General features: G+C 56.1%; 11 protein-coding genes and 4 tRNA genes. 12 read left to right on the forward strand and 3 right to left on the reverse strand.

The window, feature by feature from the left end:
- Positions 1-307 precede the first annotated feature (307 nt).
- Both FQ182_RS23130 and FQ182_RS23135 read left to right on the forward strand, forming a co-directional pair.
- Positions 308-1,792 carry an NCS1 family nucleobase:cation symporter-1 gene (locus FQ182_RS23130; protein ID WP_149414023.1) on the forward strand — a complete coding sequence of 495 codons (1,485 nt, stop codon included), beginning with the start codon at positions 308-310 and terminating at the stop codon, positions 1,790-1,792.
- Positions 1,793-1,824: 32 nt separating this feature from the next.
- Positions 1,825-3,108 carry a Zn-dependent hydrolase gene (locus FQ182_RS23135; RefSeq protein ID WP_149414022.1) on the forward strand — a complete coding sequence of 428 codons (1,284 nt, stop codon included), beginning with the start codon at positions 1,825-1,827 and terminating at the stop codon, positions 3,106-3,108.
- Positions 3,109-3,257: 149 nt separating this feature from the next.
- On the opposite strand, the gene FQ182_RS29870 is transcribed toward FQ182_RS23135, so the two are convergent.
- Positions 3,258-3,419 carry a hypothetical protein gene (locus FQ182_RS29870; protein ID WP_178114510.1) on the reverse strand — a complete coding sequence of 54 codons (162 nt, stop codon included), beginning with the start codon at positions 3,417-3,419 and terminating at the stop codon, positions 3,258-3,260.
- 210 nt (positions 3,420-3,629) lie between these two features.
- Between FQ182_RS29870 and FQ182_RS23140 the strand changes: the two genes are divergently transcribed.
- Positions 3,630-4,307 (forward strand): peptidase C39 family protein, encoded by a 678-nt coding sequence (locus FQ182_RS23140; protein ID WP_149414025.1) that lies wholly within the window; start codon positions 3,630-3,632, stop codon positions 4,305-4,307.
- A gap of 106 nt (positions 4,308-4,413) precedes the next feature.
- Here FQ182_RS23140 and pbpG read toward each other — a convergent pair whose 3' ends face one another.
- Both pbpG and folD read right to left on the reverse strand, forming a co-directional pair.
- Positions 4,414-5,349: a D-alanyl-D-alanine endopeptidase gene (gene pbpG / locus FQ182_RS23145; RefSeq protein ID WP_149414021.1), complete on the reverse strand. Its 936-nt coding sequence runs from the start codon at positions 5,347-5,349 to the stop codon at positions 4,414-4,416.
- Positions 5,350-5,556: 207 nt separating this feature from the next.
- Positions 5,557-6,411 (reverse strand): bifunctional methylenetetrahydrofolate dehydrogenase/methenyltetrahydrofolate cyclohydrolase FolD, encoded by an 855-nt coding sequence (folD, locus tag FQ182_RS23150; protein ID WP_149414020.1) that lies wholly within the window; start codon positions 6,409-6,411, stop codon positions 5,557-5,559.
- A gap of 275 nt (positions 6,412-6,686) precedes the next feature.
- Between folD and FQ182_RS23155 the strand changes: the two genes are divergently transcribed.
- From FQ182_RS23155 to lon, 9 genes are all read left to right on the forward strand, one after another.
- Positions 6,687-6,763 (forward strand) — tRNA-Arg (locus FQ182_RS23155).
- 32 nt (positions 6,764-6,795) lie between these two features.
- Positions 6,796-6,871, forward strand: a tRNA-His gene (locus tag FQ182_RS23160).
- 55 nt (positions 6,872-6,926) lie between these two features.
- A tRNA-Leu gene (locus FQ182_RS23165) sits at positions 6,927-7,011 on the forward strand.
- A gap of 85 nt (positions 7,012-7,096) precedes the next feature.
- A tRNA-His gene (locus FQ182_RS23170) sits at positions 7,097-7,172 on the forward strand.
- A 1,611-nt stretch (positions 7,173-8,783) separates the two neighbouring features.
- Positions 8,784-10,487: a group II intron reverse transcriptase/maturase gene (gene ltrA / locus FQ182_RS23180; RefSeq protein WP_060765696.1), complete on the forward strand. Its 1,704-nt coding sequence runs from the start codon at positions 8,784-8,786 to the stop codon at positions 10,485-10,487.
- A gap of 129 nt (positions 10,488-10,616) precedes the next feature.
- A complete protein-coding gene (tig, locus tag FQ182_RS23185) occupies positions 10,617-11,927 on the forward strand; it encodes a trigger factor (RefSeq protein WP_149414019.1) in 1,311 nt (436 codons plus the stop codon).
- A 92-nt stretch (positions 11,928-12,019) separates the two neighbouring features.
- Positions 12,020-12,661, forward strand: coding sequence for an ATP-dependent Clp endopeptidase proteolytic subunit ClpP (gene clpP / locus FQ182_RS23190; protein WP_133100316.1), 642 nt, complete (start codon positions 12,020-12,022; stop codon positions 12,659-12,661).
- A gap of 106 nt (positions 12,662-12,767) precedes the next feature.
- The gene (gene clpX / locus FQ182_RS23195; protein ID WP_133100315.1) at positions 12,768-14,051 is read left to right on the forward strand and encodes an ATP-dependent Clp protease ATP-binding subunit ClpX; all 1,284 of its coding nucleotides are present in this window, start codon (positions 12,768-12,770) and stop codon (positions 14,049-14,051) included.
- Positions 14,052-14,228: 177 nt separating this feature from the next.
- Positions 14,229-16,625: an endopeptidase La gene (lon, locus tag FQ182_RS23200; protein ID WP_149414018.1), complete on the forward strand. Its 2,397-nt coding sequence runs from the start codon at positions 14,229-14,231 to the stop codon at positions 16,623-16,625.
- Positions 16,626-16,705: the final 80 nt, after the last annotated feature.

Here is a 16,705-nt window from a genome sequence, read left to right on the forward strand (position 1 = left end):
CAGGCTGAAGCCTTGGGCATGACTGATTTGAATGGTGGCGCGCTCTTCAACGCTGAGTTCGGTATAAGACATAGGGGCAGCACCGTACCGGAAAGGTCAGGTGTTGCACTCAGTTTTTGCCGCCGCCGCTGATAAACATCAGCGAGTTATATAAGCGGTGCGGACGAAGTGACGGCTTACGGCACGGTTATTGAGTGCAGTGGCGGTTGGCCGGGTCCGTGATGTCATGTTGTCAACGAGGTACTCCGGCCATCCCGCGTCCTGCGTGGGATGAGCAAAAATAATTCGAAAAAACCGTGGAGCGGCCATGCAACAGAACAGATCGCAAGTCATCGAACGCGACGGCCTGTACGAACTCGACGCCGGCGACGACGTCCTCGACAGCCCCCGTTACAACCACGACATGGCACCTACCAAGGTGCACGAACGCACCTGGAACAAATGGCACATCACCGCGCTGTGGATCGGTATGTCGATCTGCGTGCCGACCTACACCCTGGGCGGTGTGCTCACCGCCTACTTTGGGTTGTCGGTGGGCGAGGCGTTGATGGCGATCCTGCTGGCCAACGTCGTGGTGCTCATTCCCCTGACGCTAAACGCCTTTCCCGGCACCAAGTACGGCATTCCATTTCCGGTGTTGCTGCGCTCCTCCTTCGGGGTGATCGGCTCCAACGTGCCGTGCCTGATTCGCGCCCTGGTGGCGTGCGGCTGGTTCGGTATCCAAACGATGTTTGGCGGGCTGGCGATTCACCTGTTCCTGGGTTCGATTTTCGAGGGTTGGAAGTCGTTGGGCGGCACCGGTGAAGTGATCGGTTTCATGATCTTCTGGGGGCTGAACCTGTGGGTCGTGCTGCGGGGCGCCGAGTCGATCAAATGGCTGGAAACCCTGTCTGCGCCGCTGTTGGTGCTGGTGGGTATAGGCCTGCTGGTGTGGGCGTTGCCCAACGTGTCGCTGACCGAGTTGATGGCAATCGCGCCCAAGCGCCCCGAAGGCGCCAGCCTCACCGGCTACTTCATGGCGGGCCTGACGGCGATGGTCGGTTTCTGGGCCACCTTGTCGCTGAATATTCCCGACTTCAGCCGCTACGCCAAAAGCCAGAAGGACCAGATACTCGGGCAGATTTTTGGCCTGCCGCTGACCATGTTCCTGTTCGCTGCCCTCGGCGTGATCATGACCGCCGCCTCGGTGAAACTGGTGGGTGTCAGCGTCTCCGATCCGGTGACCTTGATCGGCCATATCCAGAGCCCGGTGTGGGTGGCCGTGGCCATGCTGCTGATCATCGTTGCCACCTTGTCCACCAACACCGCGGCGAACATCGTATCCCCCACCAATGACTTCCAGAACATCGCGCCCAAGTTGATCAGCCGCACCACGGCGGTGGTGCTTACCGGCCTGGTGGGGCTGGCGCTGATGGGCCATGAGCTGCTGAAAAAGCTTGGCCTGCTGGTCTCCGACGTCAGCCTGGAAACGGTCTATTCCAATTGGTTGCTGGGCTACTCAAGCCTGTTGGGGCCGATTGCCGGGATCATGGTGGTGGACTACTTCATCATCAAGAAACAGCAATTGGACCTGGCTGGTTTGTACCGCGATGACGTGTATCCGGCGTGGAATTGGTATGGCTTTATCGCCTTTGGCGTGCCGGTGGTGTTGACGTTGCTGTCGTTGGGCAGTGATGCATTCAGTTGGTTCTACAGCTATGGCTGGTTCACCGGCTCAGCGCTGGGCGGGTTGTTGTATTACGGCTTGTGCATGAAGCGCGGGGCCAGTCCGGTGGCGGTCAAAGCCCCTTAATAAACCATAAGAAATAGCCTGAGGAGATCACCATGAACGCTGCCCTTGACGTTCTGCAATCCACCCATCAGCACATCAATCGCGACCGTTTGTGGCTGTCCCTGATGGAACTGGCCAAGCTCGGTGCCACGCCCAAGGGCGGCGTCTGCCGCCTGGCTCTGACCGACCTCGATCGCCAGGCTCGCGACCTGTTTGTGAAGTGGTGCGAGGAAGCCGGCTGTACCGTGACCATCGATGGCGTCGGCAACATCTTCGCCCGCCGCCCTGGGCGCAATCCCACGTTGCCACCGGTGATGACCGGCAGCCATATCGACACCCAGCCCACCGGCGGCAAGTTCGACGGTTGCTTTGGCGTGCTGGCCGGGGTGGAAGTGTTGCGCACGCTCAACGACCTCAAGGTGGAAACTGAAGCGCCACTGGAAGTCGTTGTGTGGACCAACGAAGAAGGCTCGCGCTTTGCGCCGTGCATGATGGGTTCCGGGGTGTTTGCCGAGAAGTTCACTCTCGAAGATACCCTGGCCAAAACCGACGCTGACGGTGTGACGGTGGGTGATGCGCTGAACGCCATTGGCTATGCCGGATCGCGGCCAGTCAGCGGGCATAAGGTGGGCGCCTATTTCGAGGCGCATATCGAACAAGGCCCGATTCTCGAAGATGAACGCAAAACCATCGGCGTGGTGCTCGGCGCCCTCGGCCAGAAATGGTTCGATCTGAAGCTGCACGGCGTCGAAGCCCACGCCGGCCCGACGCCGATGCATTTGCGTAAAGATGCCTTGGTGGGCGCCGCCGCCGTGGTCGCCGCGGTCAATGCTGCCGCTCTTGGCCATCAACCCCATGCCTGTGGCACCGTCGGATGCCTGCAAGCCTATCCCGGCTCACGCAATGTCATCCCCGGTGAAGTGCGCATGACGTTGGACTTGCGCCACCTGGAGCCAGCACGGCTTGATTCAATGATTGCCCAGGTACGCAAGGTGATCGACGACACCTGCGAGAAACACGGCCTGACGTTTGAGATGACACCCACCGCCGACTTCCCGCCGCTGTACTTCGACAAAGGCTGCGTCGATGCCGTGCGTGATGCCGCTAATGGTTTGGGCCTGTCGAACATGGACATCGTCAGCGGGGCAGGGCACGACGCGATCTTCGTCGCCGAACTCGGCCCGGCCGGGATGATCTTCGTGCCGTGCGAAGGCGGCATCAGCCACAACGAAATCGAAAATGCCGCGCCGGATGATCTGGCGGCGGGGTGTGCGGTGTTGTTGCGGGCGATGGTGGCGGCGTCACAGGCAATTGCCAGCGGAAAACTGGCTGCCTGACTCCCAGATGATCGTTCCCACGCGGGGTGAACGGGAACGATCAGCCTTCTGATGGCCGAACGGGTGGACGCAAAGGGCATTGATGACGGACGGTCACGGTCAGGAAGTGGTGCAGACCCATGACTTCAACTGCATGCCGGGGCGATCCCCTAGGCATGGTGCGCGGTGGGTTTGCGCGACTTGCTGGTTGCTGCGGGCCTGGTTTGCGGATGATGGTGGCGGCGGGTAATGCGCAATACGCCCCACAGCATGGCGCCGGCGACGGCCAGCCAGCCACAGACCAAGAAAAAAATCGTTGTTGTCAGGCTCATAAGTGCCTCCTTTCGCCCTGTGCAGGGCACGTACTGTCTTCTCATGGACAGTCTAGCTGTCGGGTGGTTGCACGCTATTGACCAATGGTCGAAGCGTGCAACTTGTTTGCTCTATCCCCGGCCATTTACTGCGGCTCAAGGCTATACCCAGGTTCCAGAGCGCCCTATGATCGAGGCCCACGCCTGCAGATGATCAAGAGAGTGAAGAAGTTGCGCTTACGGCCGAACGTTAAAACCTCCTTGCTGGTGGCAGCCTGTGTCCTTGGACTTGCAGCCTGTGCCGGGCAACCCTCGAAAATCCGAGGCTTGCCTGAGCGTGTTGAACTCAACGGCGTGCCGGTGTTTCGCAGTGAGGCCTATCAGAGCGGTCCCGCTGCCTTGGCCAGCATGCTGTCGCAACAAGGTATTGTGATTACACCGGGTTTGCTGGATAAGCCGCTGCACCTTCCAGGCGCGGAAGCTGACCTTGAGCACAATATGCAGGTGCTGGCGCGCGAATACGGGATGCTGGTGTATCCGCTGGATGCCAAGCTGCCGGCACTGTTGGCACAAGTGGCCGCCGGGTATCCGGTGATGGTGCGGATCACCGAGGGATCGACCTTCTGGGCTGGGCCACGCTACGCCGTGCTGGTCGGCTACAACCAGCAGAAGAGTACGGTGTTGTTGCGGGTGGGAATGAACCGGCGACAGCTGATGGGCTTCAGTGCCTTTGAGTCCGCCTGGAAAAGCGCCGGCCACTGGGCGATCCTGATCCAGCGGCCAAGTCAGCTGCCGGCGAACGTGGATGCCGGACGCTGGCAGAAAGCAGCCAACGAACTTGCCCAGGCCGGGCAGGAGCAGGCTGCAGCCCAGGCACTGAAGGTGCTGGCCGGCAAACCGGTGAAATAGTAAAAACCATCTTGTGCAGGAGCGAGGGGGGCGCCTAGTTCCTGCTCGCGAAGAACCCGAGAACACCGCGCTGAGCAAGCCTGCTCCTACAGGGGGCCTGCTTTGATTAGCGGTGCGCCTCGGAAACCTGGGCTGTCCCGCTTTGGCGATTTTTGAGATTCTTGTCGGCCTTGTATTGCAGAGCTACGTCCGGCACTGAGCCGCTTTTGCCGGTCTCTACCCATTTGCGAATGCGGCTGGCATCGGCAAAGTGGGTGAGTTTGCCAAAGGCATCGAGGATCACCAGCGACACCGGACGGTTACCCATGCTGGTGACCAGCACCAGGCAGTGACCGGCCTGATTGGTAAAGCCGGTCTTGGTCAGCTTGATGTCCCAGTTGGCGCGGTTGACGAGGTGGTCGGTGTTGGAGAAACCCAGGGTGTAGCTGGGTTTGCGGAAAGACACGGTTTTTTCCTTGGTGGTGCTCAGTTGCGTGAGCATCGGGTATTTATGCGCAGCCTGTACCAGCTTGCTCAAGTCCCTGGCGGTCGAGACGTTATGAATCGACAAGCCGGTGGGCTCGACATAATGGGTGCTAGTCATGCCCAGGGCCTTGGCCTTGGCGTTCATCGCTGCGATAAAGGCTGAGTAGCCGCCCGGATAATGATGGGCAAGGCTGGCGGCGGCGCGGTTTTCCGAAGACATCAGGGTGATCAGCAGCATCTCTTTACGAGGCATTTCGCTGTTGATCTTGACCCGCGAGAACACACCTTTCATTTCCGGGGTGTCAGTGATGTTGATGGAGATGTACTCATCCATGTTCTGCTTGGCATCCAGCACGACCATCCCGGTCATCAATTTAGTGACGGAGGCGATGGGCACGACAACATCGGGGTTACTGGCGTAGATGACTTTGTTGGTCTGCAGGTCCACCAGCATGGCACTGCCGGAGGCAAGGTGCAGTTGCGAGGTATCGCGTGGGGCGAGGGTGGTTTCGCTGGCGCTGGCGAAGGTGCCTGTAAATGCAAAAAATAGGCTGATGATAGAAATACGAATTTTCACGCGGATGAACTCGCTAAAAGTAGGGATATACCGTTCTGCAACGGGCTTTCTGAAAAATGACGTTACATTTTAGAAGTATGGATCAGAAACTGTCGAATGTTCTTCCAGAGCCAGACGAAAGCCCTTAAAAACAAAGAAAAAAGCGGTTATTTTCGGGGCAATAAAAAGCCCCGCCATAAGGCAGGGCTTTTTCAGAGCGGCTGGTTATTAGTCGTGCAGGGTTTCTGCAGCATACAGCGTGTTTTCCAGCAGGCAGGCACGGGTCATTGGACCGACGCCGCCCGGAACCGGGGTGATCCAGCCGGCACGGGGCAGGGCGGTTTCGTACACCACATCGCCCACCAGCTTGCCGTCTTCCTGACGGTTGATGCCGACGTCGATGACGATGGCGCCTTCCTTGATCCATTCACCTTTTACCAGACCCGGTTTGCCGGCGGCGACCACCACCAGGTCCGCCCGGCCGACGTGACCGGCCAGGTCCTTGGTAAAACGGTGAGTGACGGTCACGGTGCAACCGGCCAGCAGCAATTCCATTGCCATCGGGCGACCGACAATGTTGGAAGCGCCGACTACGACCGCATCCAGACCATAGAGGTCGACGCCGGTGCTTTCCAGCAGGGTCATGATGCCCTTCGGGGTGCAGGGCCGCAGAAGCGGAATGCGTTGGGCCAGGCGGCCGACGTTATAAGGATGGAAGCCGTCGACGTCTTTATCCGGGCGAATACATTCCAGCAGTTTGGACGCATCCAGATGCTTGGGTAACGGCAGTTGAAGCAGGATGCCGTCGATCTTCGGGTCACCGTTGAGGCTCTCGATCAGGTCGGTGAGTGCCTGCTGGGTGGTATCGGAAGGCAAGTCATAGGCCTTGGAAATAAAGCCGACCTCTTCACAGTCTTTACGCTTGTGCGAGACATAAACCTGAGAGGCGGGATCACTGCCGACCAGAATCACCGCGAGGCCAGGCGTGCGCAGGCCCTGCTGGCGACGCTCAGCGACACGTTTGGCGATCTGCTGGCGCAGGCTGGCGGCGATCGTTTTGCCGTCGATAAGTTGTGCAGTCATTACGCGTGATTAACCATCGAGAAGGGGAAGAAAAGTGCACGCATTCTCGCACGCCAGGACGTGAGGGCAAAGGCGCTTGGTCTGTAAATTCCCCTAACCCCTTAAATAAAATGAGTTTTTTTTAAAAAGGATTTGACGAGTTCCGGGGGCGTCTATACTATTCGTCGCACTTGTCGGGCACAGCCTAGCACTGGTTAAGAAGGTCGAGCAGAATGTTTGTTCTGTAAGGCTGGAAGCACTTAGTTTGTAATCCTCAAAGAGTACAGATTAATAAAGCGCCCGTAGCTCAGCTGGATAGAGCATCCGCCTTCTAAGCGGATGGTCGCAGGTTCGAGTCCTGCCGGGTGCGCCATTAGGCAGCTTTGGCACAAGTAGCGCTATATGGTGGGCGTAGCTCAGTTGGTAGAGCACGGGATTGTGACTCCCGTTGTCGAGGGTTCGATCCCCTTCGTCCACCCCATATTTAAAAGGCGCCAGATTAACAGTCTGGCGCCTTTGCTTTAAGAGCTTCAAGCGCGGATGTGGTGGAATTGGTAGACACACTGGATTTAGGTTCCAGCGCCGCAAGGTGTAAGAGTTCGAGTCTCTTCATCCGCACCAAATCAAGCTTCACTTGGGTCTAGTGCCTTTAGTGAAGCTCAACAAAAAATCCGTTTTAGTCGGATTTTTTGGTCACGCTACAATGGTGGGCGTAGCTCAGTTGGTAGAGCACGGGATTGTGACTCCCGTTGTCGAGGGTTCGATCCCCTTCGTCCACCCCATATTTAGAAAGCGCCAGATTAATAGTCTGGCGCTTTTTTTTATGCTGTTTTTTCTGCCTTTGTTGTTGCGCATTCTCGAAGTCAAGAAAAAAACAAGCATTCTCAATGCCTTGGCGTTAGAATCGCTGCCGGTTTTGAACGCATGGATCTGATCCGGTTACATCGGGGTCAGTGCAGCTATTTAATAGCAGATAACGGCGCAGCACCTGAAAAAGGGCTGTGCCGTTTTTGTTTAAGTGGCTTGAGTTTCAGCGTGGCCGCAGGTATTGGGCTGCAGGGATAGGGTGTTTCGTCGTATTTATGTTTCTCGATGATGCCGCTGTGTCCGCCGGTCCCGTTTGTGGGTCGGCTGTCAGGGAGCTGATCGACAATCGCTTCTATATATAGAAGTGTTGGCGCAGAGCCTTGGCGTGAAGGGATGTATTGCTAGCGGGGCGAGGTGCATTCCTGCATTCGCTCCTATAAATGGCCTGCTGTTTTTTTACCCGTTTTCAGTAGGGTGACTTCTTGAGTTTGACCCACTAGAATGCATGCCCTTGGTGCGACACGCGTGGCGTGTCTCCTAAACTTCGAGGTGTAGAGTCATCTTGAAGGGTTTTCGAAAGAGAGCCGAGAGCTTGGGTGCCCAATCCCAAGAAACAAAACCCTCCCAGAAGTCCAATGCCTTCAAGGACTTGCCGCAGCGGCGGTGGCAAACTCAAGGTCGATTAGCGCTCGGTGGCTCGACCGCAGTACTGGATTTCCGGTATTGGAGTGCCTACTACACATCAGCCCTATTCAGGGCTAAACCCATGCGGGAGAGAATCCCCGCTGGGGTTCCCTCCTGCTTTTGAAACAGGAGGTAACAATTCTTTGAGCATGCTGCCTCGGCAGTCCCTGTTCACATCAAACCGGAGACATGAGCGAAAGCTCTGTCTGTCATTGTCCAACCATTGCCTGTTTGGAGTGGCAGCGGACTCGTTGTGCGACCAACGATAGCCTAGGAAGACATGCGTCACTGGTAACGGTGGGGTGTGAAGCTCTTCCAACAATGTAGCCCCCGTATGGGTGCGTCTTCGCCGTGAGGCGGAGCGCAGATGCTCGGAGCAGTACCGGGTTGAGGCGCTAGGCTGGCTGGTATGGGTAACACAAGTGAACTGCTAATAAACGTCGTCAGCATTACGGTGCCTAATCTGCTGATAGGCATTAACCAAAAAGGTGATGCGACCGGTTGTTCTGGTCAAGGGTCGGAACACGTCGTCACATAAGGTCGCCGGCGAATAGGCAGACTCTAACCCAGTCGTGTGACAGGCAGGGAACGTGGTAAGCCCGTATGGCTGCCTTCGGGCAGGTGAACCGCAAGGTGATCCGTTGGCTGTGCGGGTATGGGATCGCAGAGAAAGCGAAAGCCGGGCTGTAATGGCCCGGATAGGGGCTGGAACATCGCTCCACGGGAAACCGGGCAGACTTCTGCGTGGTCTTTCGTCGCATGAACTCTGAGTGAACCTGTCTCAATAAACCTAGAGATCCAGCTGTAACGGATCTTCTATTAATCCAACCCTGGCGGGAGCGTCCATTCCCGTCAGGGGATGTGTGCGTCTTTCGCTTGGGGCAACTTGAGAGGAAGGCAGCATGTTAGAACATAGCCAATTGGCCGTGTCTGCGCCTTCCGGCGCTCCGCAACAATGGCATGACATCGATTGGTGGCGTGTTCAGCGGAATGTCCGGGCGATGCAGATACGGATTGCGAAGGCTTGTCGGGAAGGCAACTGGCGCAGGGTGAAAGCCTTGCAGCGGATGCTGACCCGCTCACGCTCGGCCAGATACTTGGCCGTACGGCGAGTCACTGAAAACCAGGGTAAGCGCACGGCGGGAGTCGACCGCGTGCTCTGGGATACACCCGATGCCAAATGGAAGGCGGCAAATGGGTTGAAGCGCCACGGTTATAAACCACGGCCTTTACGGCGTGTGTTTATTCCGAAGTCAAATGGAAAGGAGCGCCCTCTGGGCATTCCGACCATGACGGACAGGGCAATGCAGGCGTTGTATTTGCTTGCTCTGGCACCCATTGCAGAAACCACCGGCGATCCAAACAGCTACGGCTTTAGGATCGAGCGATCTACGGCGGATGCAATGGGGCAGTTGTTCGTATGCCTATCCAAGAAGGTTTCGGCCCAATGGGTTTTGGAGGCGGACATCAAAGGCTGCTTTGACCATATCAATCATGACTGGCTTATCACCAGCGTCCCAACGGATAAGGTGGTTCTCCGAAAATGGTTGAAAGCTGGCGTGATTCATAAAGGCCAGCTACAGGCAACGGATGCCGGTACGCCACAGGGCGGGATTGTCTCGCCCAGCTTGGCGAATCTGGTGCTGGATGGGCTGGAGTCACAACTTAAGCAACATCTGGGTGTGACCAAGGCCAAGAAGCTGAAAATCAATGTGGTGCGTTATGCGGATGACTTTGTGATAACCGGAACCTCGCGAGAGGTGCTGGAAACTGAAGTCAGACCTTGGGTAGAGCAGTTCCTAGCAGTGCGGGGGCTGCAGTTGTCACTCGAGAAGACGCGTGTCGTCCATATAAAGGAAGGCTTTGACTTTCTAGGTTGGAATTTCCGCAAGTACGATGGGAAGCTTCTGATCAAGCCAAGCAAGAAAAACGTGAAAGCGTTCTATAGCAAGGTAAGGGAGATCATCAGTACCAGCAAAACGGTAAGGCAGGAGGATCTGATCCGACAGCTGAATCCGATACTGCGTGGCTGGGCGTTCTATCACCAGCCTGTGGTAGCCAAGAAAGCGTATAGCCGCATGGATTACATGATCTTTCTGGCTCTATGGCGTTGGGCAAAACGGCGACACCCTAAGAAAACACTCCAGTGGATCGGAGCGAAATACTTTAAACCCATGAAGGGGCGCAAAGGGGTGTTTGCTACCGCGACGATGAATGACAAGGGAGAGATGCGAACGATCGAGTTGTACTCGCTAGCGAGCACTCCGATCGAACGACACAAGAAGGTGAGTGGGGAGTACAACCCCTTCGATCCTTCTATGGAGGAAATGGGTGAGAAAAGGCGTATGGAACAGATGCTCAAAAGGCTGGCGTACCGTAAGCAAATCTTGAGCCTTTTCCAGAGTCAGAAAGGATTGTGTCCAATATGTAAGTTACCGATTACGAAGGAGACGGGGTGGCATGATCACCACATTCTGTACCGCACAAAAGGCGGTGGAGACTCCCTAAATAACCGGGTACTATTGCACCCCCTTTGTCACCAGCGGCTACACGCTCGCGGATTGACAGTGAACAAACCGGCTCCCCTTACCGGGGGTTTTGATTAGGCCCGAGCCGTATGCGGGGAAACTCGCACGTACGGTTCTTAGGGGGAGGTGGGCCAGTAATGGCCCATCTCTACCCGACATTCTGGGGTCGGAAACGGCCGGCTAACGTCTGTGCAACGAGGAATATCCATGCAAGTTTCTGTTGAAAATACTTCTGCTCTTGAGCGCCGCATGAGCATCACCGTGCCGGCTGAACGCATCGAGACTCAGGTCAACAAGCGTCTGCAGCAGACTGCCCAAAAGGCCAAGATCGCTGGTTTCCGTCCAGGCAAAGTGCCGATGAGCGAAATCAAGCGCCGCTTTGGTGCTGATGCGCGCCAGGAAGCTGTAGGCGATGTAATCCAGTCCTCCTTTTACGAAGCGGTCGTCGAGCAAAAGTTGAACCCGGCTGGCGCGCCTTCCATCGAGCCTAAATCGCTGGAAGCGGGCAAGGATCTGGAATACGTTGCAGTTTTCGAAGTGTTCCCTGAGTTCACTGTTGCCGGTTTCGAATCCATCGCCATCGAGCGCCTCAGCGCTGAAGTGGCTGATTCGGATCTGGACAACATGCTGGAAATCCTGCGCAAGCAGAACACTCGCTTTGAAGTGGCCGATCGCGCCGCTCAGAACGAAGACCAGTTGAACATCGATTTCGTTGGCAAGGTTGACGGTGAAGTATTCGCTGGCGGCTCCGCCAAGGGTACTCAGCTGGTGCTGGGTTCCAACCGCATGATCCCTGGTTTCGAAGATGGTCTGGTTGGCGCTAAAGCCGGCGAAGAGCGTGTTCTGAACCTGACTTTCCCGGCTGACTATCAGAACCTCGACTTGGCTGGTAAAGCCGCCGAGTTCACCGTGACGGTCAACACCGTTTCCGAGCCTAAGCTGCCAGAACTGAACGAAGAGTTCTTCAATCAGTTCGGTATCAAGGAAACCGGTATCGAAGGCTTCCGCACTGAAGTTCGCAAGAACATGGAGCGTGAACTGCGTCAGGCTATCAAGTCCAAGGTCAAGAACCAGGTCATGGACGGTCTGCTGGCCGCCAACCCGATCGAAGTGCCTAAGGCTCTGCTGTCCAACGAAGTCGATCGTCTGCGCGTGCAGGCTGTTCAGCAGTTCGGTGGCAACATCAAGCCTGATCAACTGCCGGCCGAGCTGTTCGAAGAGCAAGCCAAGCGCCGTGTTGTGCTGGGCCTGGTTGTGGCTGAAGTGGTCAAGCAGTTCGACCTCAAGCCTGACGAAACCCGCGTTCGTGAGCTGATCCAGGAAATGGCCTCGGCTTACCAGGAACCTGAGCAGGTTGTGTCCTGGTACTACAAGAACGACCAGCAGCTGAACGAAGTGCGTTCGGTTGTGCTGGAAGAACAAGTTGTGGATACTGTTCTGCAGAAGGCTAGCGTGACCGATAAATCGGTCTCTTACGAAGAAGCAGTCAAGCCGGCGGAAGCAGCACAAGCCGACTGATTGTCCGACACGTTTGAAAATACACACATAAGCCAGCCTCGCGCTGGCTTATGTGTATTCAAGACATGACTATTTGGGAGTGACTGCAGGACATGTCCCGCAATTCTTATTATCAGCAGAGTTCTGACATCCAGGCCGCAGGCGGCCTGGTCCCGATGGTTATCGAGCAGTCCGCCCGTGGCGAACGCGCCTATGACATCTACTCGCGCCTCCTCAAGGAACGAGTGATCTTCCTGATTGGCCCGGTAGAAGACTACATGGCCAACCTGGTCGCGGCGCAACTGCTGTTCCTTGAAGCGGAAAATCCGGACAAGGACATCCATCTTTACATTAACTCGCCAGGTGGTTCGGTCACTGCGGGGATGTCGATCTATGACACCATGCAGTTCATCAAGCCTGACGTCTCCACTACCTGCATCGGCCAAGCCTGCAGCATGGGTGCTTTCCTGCTCGCCGGCGGCGCAGCGGGCAAGCGTTTCTGCCTGCCGAACTCGCGGATGATGATTCACCAGCCACTGGGTGGTTTCCAGGGGCAAGCGACCGATATCCTCATTCATGCCGAGGAAATCAAGAATATTCGTCTGCGCCTCAATACGTTGTTGGCCCATCACACAGGTCAAAGCCTCGAAACCATTGAGCGCGACACCGAACGTGATAACTTCATGAGTGCCGAGCGCGCAGCCGAATACGGGCTGATCGACTCGGTCATGCAGAAGCGTCACATGCCTGCCTAAGCAGCCCAAATGTAGGTGGTTGGTTTAACTGACCACCTGCGGACTTGAAAAAGCCCGCAATAGCCTTCATCTTGTGTTGCAAGCCTATCGGATTTGGATCGATCGAATGACTGACACCCGCAACGGCGAGGACAACGGCAAATTGCTCTATTGCTCCTTCTGTGGCAAAAGCCAGCATGAAGTGCGCAAATTGATTGCCGGCCCCTCGGTCTTTATCTGCGACGAATGCGTCGACCTGTGCAATGACATCATCCGTGAGGAGGTGCAGGAAGCCCAGGCCGAAAGCAGCGCGCATAAATTGCCTTCGCCTAAAGAAATCAGCGGCATCCTTGATCAGTATGTGATTGGTCAAGAGCGTGCAAAAAAGGTTTTGGCCGTAGCGGTGTACAACCACTACAAGCGGCTGAACCAGCGTGACAAAAAGAATGACGATGTCGAGCTCGGCAAAAGCAACATCTTGCTGATTGGTCCTACAGGTTCGGGTAAAACCCTGCTTGCAGAAACCTTGGCTCGCCTGCTGAACGTACCCTTCACCATTGCCGATGCAACCACCCTCACCGAGGCTGGTTACGTAGGTGAGGATGTCGAGAACATTATTCAGAAGCTGCTGCAGAAATGCGATTACGACGTGGAAAAAGCCCAGATGGGCATTGTCTACATCGATGAAATCGACAAGATTTCGCGCAAATCCGACAACCCGTCGATTACCCGGGACGTTTCCGGTGAAGGCGTGCAGCAAGCACTGTTGAAACTGATTGAAGGCACGGTTGCTTCCGTTCCGCCACAAGGCGGCCGCAAGCATCCCCAGCAGGAATTCCTTCAGGTTGACACGCGCAATATCCTGTTCATCTGCGGCGGTGCGTTCTCCGGTCTGGAAAAGGTTATTCAAAGCCGTTCCACCCGTGGTGGCATTGGCTTCGGTGCAGAAGTGCGCAGTAAGGAAGAGGGCAAGAAAGTTGGTGAGTCCCTGCGTGAAGTCGAGCCTGACGATCTGGTCAAGTTCGGTCTGATCCCGGAATTCGTCGGTCGCCTGCCTGTCCTGGCGACCCTGGACGAGCTTGATGAGGCTGCATTGATGCAGATCCTCACCGAGCCGAAAAACGCCCTGACCAAGCAGTACGCCAAGCTGTTCGAGATGGAAGGCGTGGACCTTGAGTTCCGTGCTGACGCGCTCAAATCGGTGGCCAAGCGGGCACTGGAGCGCAAGACAGGCGCTCGTGGTTTGCGTTCGATCCTCGAAGGTGTGTTGCTCGACACGATGTACGAAATCCCCTCGCAGTCCGAGGTGAGTAAAGTCGTGATTGACGAAAGCGTTATAGAAGGCAAGTCCAAGCCACTGTATATCTATGAAAACAGTGAGCCGGCTGCAAAGGCTGCACCTGACGCGTAAGTGTCGTCCTGCTGCAATAGAACCAGCTGTACAAAATAAGGGGGCCTTTGGGCCCCTTTGTTTTTACTGCGTTTAACTGCTGCCATTGAGCTTGTTTTTTTTGCAGGCAGCCCCCATCTTGGTTTCAGGCTACTTCCATCTGTTTACGGCCCCTTGGGCCGCCGTAGAGGCGAAATCATGAAGACAACCATCGAATTGCCTCTCCTGCCATTGCGTGATGTCGTTGTGTATCCGCACATGGTTATCCCGCTGTTCGTGGGGCGCGAGAAGTCGATCGAAGCCCTCGAGGCCGCGATGACGGGCGACAAGCAGATTCTGCTGCTGGCCCAGAGAAATCCTGCCGACGACGATCCGGGCGAAGAGGCCTTGTATCGCGTCGGTACCATTGCCACTGTTCTGCAACTGCTCAAGCTGCCTGACGGCACCGTCAAGGTGCTGGTCGAAGGTGAGCAGCGTGGTGCGGTCGAGCGCTTCATGGAGGTGGACGGCCATCTGCGCGCTGAAGTGGCGCTGATCGATGAAGTCGATGCACCCGAGCGCGAATCCGAAGTGTTCGTTCGCAGCTTGCTTTCCCAATTTGAACAATACGTACAGCTGGGCAAGAAAGTTCCGGCTGAAGTCCTGTCTTCCCTCAACAGTATTGATGAGCCAAGCCGCCTGGTGGACACCATGGCCGCGCACATGGCGCTGAAGATCGACCAGAAGCAGGACATCCTCGAAATTATCGATTTGTCTGCCAGGGTCGAGCATGTCCTGGCATTGCTGGATGCCGAAATCGACCTGTTGCAGGTTGAAAAGCGCATCCGTGGTCGGGTCAAGAAGCAAATGGAGCGCAGCCAGCGCGAGTACTACCTGAATGAGCAGATGAAGGCCATTCAGAAAGAGCTGGGTGACGGCGAAGAAGGCCACAACGAAATCGAAGAGCTGAAAAAGCGCATCGATGCTGCTGGCCTACCGAAAGATGCCTTGACCAAGGCGACCGCCGAGCTGAACAAGCTCAAGCAGATGTCGCCGATGTCCGCTGAAGCCACCGTGGTACGTTCCTACATCGACTGGCTGGTCCAGGTGCCGTGGAAGGCCCAGACCAAAGTGCGTCTGGACTTGACTCGCGCCGAAGATATTCTCGACGCCGATCACTATGGCCTGGAAGAGGTCAAGGAACGCATCCTCGAATACCTCGCCGTGCAGAAGCGTGTGAAGAAAATTCGCGGGCCGGTGTTGTGTCTGGTCGGTCCTCCTGGTGTGGGTAAAACCTCCCTGGCTGAGTCCATTGCCCACGCAACAAACCGTAAATTTGTACGCATGGCCCTCGGCGGCGTGCGCGATGAAGCGGAAATTCGTGGTCATCGCCGTACTTACATCGGTTCGATGCCAGGAAGATTGATTCAAAAAATGACAAAAGTGGGTGTGCGCAACCCGCTGTTTCTGCTCGATGAAATCGACAAAATGGGCAGCGACATGCGTGGCGACCCGGCATCTGCCTTGCTGGAAGTGCTCGACCCTGAGCAGAACCACAATTTCAACGACCATTACCTGGAAGTCGACTATGACCTCTCCGATGTGATGTTCCTGTGCACCTCCAACTCCATGAATATCCCGCCAGCTTTGCTGGACCGGATGGAGGTGATTCGTCTGCCGGGCTACACCGAAGACGAGAAGATCAACATTGCCGTCAAATACCTTTCGCCCAAGCAGATTTCAGCCAACGGCTTGAAAAAAGGCGAGATCGAATTTGATGCTGAGGCAATCCGCGACATCATTCGCTACTACACCCGCGAGGCCGGTGTGCGGGGTCTTGAGCGTCAATTGGCGAAGATCTGTCGCAAGACGGTCAAGGAACATTCCCTGGAAAAACGCTTCTCGGTGAAGGTCACGGCTGAGTTGCTGGAACATTTCCTGGGTGTGCGTAAATTCCGTTATGGCCTGGCTGAGCAGCAGGATCAGATCGGCCAGGTTACGGGCCTTGCGTGGACTCAGGTGGGTGGCGAGTTGCTGACCATCGAGGCCGCTGTGGTACCGGGCAAGGGGCAATTGATCAAGACCGGTTCCCTTGGCGATGTGATGGTCGAGTCCATCACCGCTGCACTGACCGTTGTGCGCAGTCGTGCCAAGAGCCTGGGCATCCCCCTGGACTTCCATGAGAAGCGCGACACTCACATCCACATGCCGGAAGGGGCAACCCCCAAAGACGGCCCTAGCGCAGGCGTAGGCATGTGCACGGCCCTTGTTTCGGCATTGACCGGCATTCCAGTGCGCGCCGACGTGGCCATGACCGGGGAAATTACCCTTCGTGGCCAGGTGCTAGCCATTGGTGGCCTCAAGGAGAAATTGCTGGCTGCGCACCGTGGCGGGATCAAGACAGTGATTATTCCGGAAGAGAATGTTCGCGACTTGAAGGAAATTCCTGACAATATCAAGCAGGATCTTCAGATTAAACCGGTTAAATGGATTGACGAGGTCCTGCAAATTGCGCTGCAATACGCGCCGGAGCCCTTACCGGATGTGGCTCCGGAGATAGTTGCAAAGGACGAAAAGCGCGAAACTGACTCTAAGGAAAGAATTAGCACGCATTAATACGTTTAAGCTTGGGGGCTTCCTTGACAGCTTTTTAGAGCCCTTGTTATAAAGCGGCTCTTAAGTGTCTGTAGGCCATT

The organism is Pseudomonas sp. ANT_H4 (genome assembly GCF_008369295.1).
Classification (GTDB): Bacteria; Pseudomonadota; Gammaproteobacteria; order Pseudomonadales; family Pseudomonadaceae; genus Aquipseudomonas.

Bases quoted from the DNA above. Each gene is read 5' to 3' on its own strand.
- FQ182_RS29870 (WP_178114510.1), bottom strand. From the start codon at position 3,419: ATGAGCCTGACAACAACGATTTTTTTCTTGGTCTGTGGCTGGCTGGCC.
- clpP (WP_133100316.1), top strand. From the start codon at position 12,020: ATGTCCCGCAATTCTTATTATCAGCAGAGTTCTGACATCCAGGCCGCA.
- tig (WP_149414019.1), top strand. From the start codon at position 10,617: ATGCAAGTTTCTGTTGAAAATACTTCTGCTCTTGAGCGCCGCATGAGC.
- FQ182_RS23130 (WP_149414023.1), top strand. From the start codon at position 308: ATGCAACAGAACAGATCGCAAGTCATCGAACGCGACGGCCTGTACGAA.
- lon (WP_149414018.1), top strand. From the start codon at position 14,229: ATGAAGACAACCATCGAATTGCCTCTCCTGCCATTGCGTGATGTCGTT.
- ltrA (WP_060765696.1), top strand. From the start codon at position 8,784: ATGTTAGAACATAGCCAATTGGCCGTGTCTGCGCCTTCCGGCGCTCCG.
- FQ182_RS23135 (WP_149414022.1), top strand. From the start codon at position 1,825: ATGAACGCTGCCCTTGACGTTCTGCAATCCACCCATCAGCACATCAAT.
- folD (WP_149414020.1), bottom strand. From the start codon at position 6,411: ATGACTGCACAACTTATCGACGGCAAAACGATCGCCGCCAGCCTGCGC.
- clpX (WP_133100315.1), top strand. From the start codon at position 12,768: ATGACTGACACCCGCAACGGCGAGGACAACGGCAAATTGCTCTATTGC.